Origin of the sequence: Mesorhizobium sp. M7A.F.Ca.MR.148.00.0.0, assembly GCF_003997735.1 — a bacterium.
Classification (GTDB): domain Bacteria; phylum Pseudomonadota; class Alphaproteobacteria; order Rhizobiales; family Rhizobiaceae; genus Mesorhizobium.
The window spans coordinates 1-3,288 of record NZ_RZTB01000232.1; the positions used below are offsets into that span (position 1 = coordinate 1).

2 protein-coding genes are annotated in these 3,288 nt (G+C 57.4%); one reads left to right on the plus strand and one right to left on the minus strand.

The features are described from left to right. Nucleotides 1–17 precede the first annotated feature (17 nt). Nucleotides 18–1,205 (plus strand): porin, encoded by a 1,188-nt coding sequence (locus EOB49_RS33365; protein WP_127383456.1) that lies wholly within the window; start codon nucleotides 18–20, stop codon nucleotides 1,203–1,205. Between the two features lie 156 nt (nucleotides 1,206–1,361). Here EOB49_RS33365 and EOB49_RS33370 read toward each other — a convergent pair whose 3' ends face one another. Beyond that, the gene (locus EOB49_RS33370; RefSeq protein ID WP_245472953.1) at nucleotides 1,362–2,900 is read right to left on the minus strand and encodes a tetratricopeptide repeat-containing sulfotransferase family protein; all 1,539 of its coding nucleotides are present in this window, start codon (nucleotides 2,898–2,900) and stop codon (nucleotides 1,362–1,364) included. Nucleotides 2,901–3,288: the final 388 nt, after the last annotated feature.

Consider the following 3,288-nt stretch of genomic DNA (forward strand, 5'->3'; position numbering starts at 1 on the left):
TGACTGGAGGTCAGAAAATGAACATCAAGAGCCTTCTCCTCGGCTCCGCTGCGGCCCTGATCGCAGTTTCCGGTGCGCGCGCCGCCGACGCCGTCGTCGTCGCCGAGCCGGAACCCGCTGAATACGTCAAGATTTGCGACGTCTACGGCGCTGGCTACTTCTACATCCCCGGCACCGAAACCTGCCTGCGCATCGGCGGCTATGTGCGTTACGACATCGGCGCTGGCGACGTCGGCGCGTTCGATGGTGCTCGCAGCAACGACGTGCAGGACGGCAAGAACCAGGGAGCCTGGTACAAGAATGCCCGCTTCACGCTGAAGACCTGGACCGGCCAGGAGACCGAGCTCGGTACCTTGAAGACCTACACCGAGACCCGCTTCAATTTTGGCAACAGCAACGGTGATCCCGACTTCGGCCCGAACGATGCGCACAACAAAGACGTATCGCTGAACTTCGCCTGGATCCAGCTTGGCGGTCTGCGCGTCGGTAAAGACGAATCGGCCTTCGATACGTTCATCGGCTACGCCGGCAACGTCATCCAGGATACGCTGGTTCCCTACGGCGATTTTGACACCAACGTCGTCCAGTACTATTTCGACGCAGGTAATGGTTTCTCGGCCGTGCTCTCGCTCGAAGAAGGCTCGGGTGCTGGGTCCGTCGACGATCTCGGCAACGGCAAGTATGGCGTTGGCACGATCGACAGCTATGTTCCGCATGTTGTCGGCGGCGTGAAGTGGACCCAGGGCTGGGGCGCGATCACCGGTGTCGTTGCGTATGACAGCAACTACGAAGAAGTCGCTGGCAAAGTTCGCTTGGATGTGAACGTTTCCAACGAGTTGTCGTTGTTCATCATGGGTGGTTATGGCACCGACGACAACCTCAACGACCCGACCTACGATCAGCCCGCGGGCGGCCGAGGCTTCTACAAGCAGTGGGGCGGCAACTGGGCAGTGTGGGGCGGTGGCACCTACAAGTTCAACGAGAAGACCTCGTTCAACCTTCAGGCGTCTGCTGACGACTGGAAGAACGTCGGCGTCGCAGCGAACGTTGCCTATGACATCGTCCCCGGCTTCACCGTCACGGCCGAAGTTGACTATCTTCATGCCGGCAAGTTCGATGAGGGCAGCACGGATAACGTCGCCTGGACTCCGGCCGACAAGAAGAACAGCGTCGGCGGACTCCTCCGCTTCCAGCGCTCGTTCTAATAAGCGACTTGTCGAATCGAAAACCCGGCGGGCAACCGCCGGGTTTTTTGCGTCGTAGCGCGCCTTTCGTCTTGCAAAGCGTCGCGCGCTCAAGGGCCGCCTGGATCGCTGGAACAAGCGACGCTGGGTGAACTCACGATGACTCTGGATTCAGGATCAAATATCGGCCAGATCGCCAAGGGCCTCGATCAAGGGCTGGATCTTGGATTCGTAATGTTTCCAGCGCTTTACCGATGACGTGTAGATCGGTTGGCGAACCTGCCAGCGACTGAGAGTTCTTACCGACCCGCCCCTATCAAAGAAGCGCAAGCAGGCATCGACCCAAGGCAAGCCGAGATGATCGATGAGGCGCCGCGATTGCCCCTCTTGATCCGAGATCATATCCTCATAGCGATTGTCGAAAATCCGCCTGGGCAAAACGGCCTTCCAGTGGCTCATAAGTCGGTCATATTCGCGATGATACAGGCCCAGTGTTTTGAGATCGTAGCTATAACTGTGGCCATGCTGGAGATTTGAGATGAAACACGAAACGCAATTGTCGATTGCGTCACGTTCGCAATGGATAATTCGAGCCTTCGGGAAAATCATCGCGATCAGCCCGACCAGTTCAAAATTATGAGGCATCTTGTCGATTGTACGCGATGCGTCCGAAGCGTAGAGAGCCATATTGGATAGGTAGTCCTTGGCCAGCGCCTGTGATTGCTGAGTGGACATCGATCGAATGGTTTGCTGAAAAGCTTCCGTTGAGCCCAATTTCAGACCAATGGCAGCTGCCATTCGTCCGAGCTTGGTCAATTCGCCAGCCCCTTGTGCGTCAGGGTGACTTGAGCAAATTTGTTCCGTCAGGGTGGTTCCCGATCGGGGCATTCCTAGCACGAACACGGGCGCTTCGGACGGGTCGCCATAACTTTCCATGGCAGCCAGCAACTTGGGATCGAACAGAGAAATCAAAGCGTCGACCCGCTTGCGGCATGCATCTATGTCGAAATCGCGGACCTTAAACGCTCTGGCCGTCAGGAAATGATCCATTGCTTCGTCGTAGCGACCAAGATCGTTGAGAACTTTTCCCGCGGCAAAGTCAAGATCATGAGCTTCGGCGGCCGAAATTGCGGAGTTGCCTAGTTCGTTCAGTATCGACGCAAGTTCAGGCGGCTCAGAGGAAAATTTTCGCAAGCCCACCAGGATGTTGTAGGACTGGGCCATTGAAACCCGCCGGGCAATGTTTTCATTCAAGTAGGCGGCCGCCTCGTCCATTCGCCCCAGATTGATGAGGGCGCGCGCTATGCCTGTGCGCGCGAGGGGATGATCTCTGTCGAGGTCAAGCGCCTTGCCATAGGAAAGCAGGGACATCTCGCCCCTGTCAAACCTCGCGTAAGCCTGTCCCAGGCAGCAATGTGCCTCCACCAACCTGGGCTTCAACTCGCACGACCGTTGCAGATGCTTGATTGCCGGCGGATAGTCGCCAACTTTCGACCACGCTTCGCCAAGCGTTAGCTGATAGAACGGGTTGTTCGGCTCCTGGGCTGCCGCTCGCGAGAGATATTCGATTGCCAGTTCGTCGTCGAAGTCCAGCCCAAGCGTGCCGAGAATGTATAGAGCAAGCGGATGATTGCGCGTGCGTGCCAAAACGCGATGACAGAGTTCCTCGACCTCCGACAGTCGTCCCGCCTGCTGTAGTTCGAGTGCCTGCCGCAAAAGCGAGTCGTCAGGCTGCGTACGCGACGTCGTCGACTGCAGCGGTTTTGCTTCCAGATGTTTGGCAGGCGGCGAGGGTGGGCCTTCAGATGTTTGGACCAAGCGGGCGGTAGTCTAGTATTCATTATGGCTCGCTAGCAAAAACGAGTGGCAAAATCCAGAGAGAGAGATGGACGTCCACCGGCAGTCATCATCCCGATCGATTCGATCATGGCCACGTTGCCCAATTGTTCGGAACCCTTCCCGCGGACCAGATCACCATTTCCCTGTTCGCAACTTGCACCCGCCAATCTGCCACGCTAGCAAGAAGGCCCATCTTCTCGTGAGCTTCCGCCATGCACCAGCGCCCTCCCCTCATGCCACTCATCGCAGCGCTTCCCTCGACGGT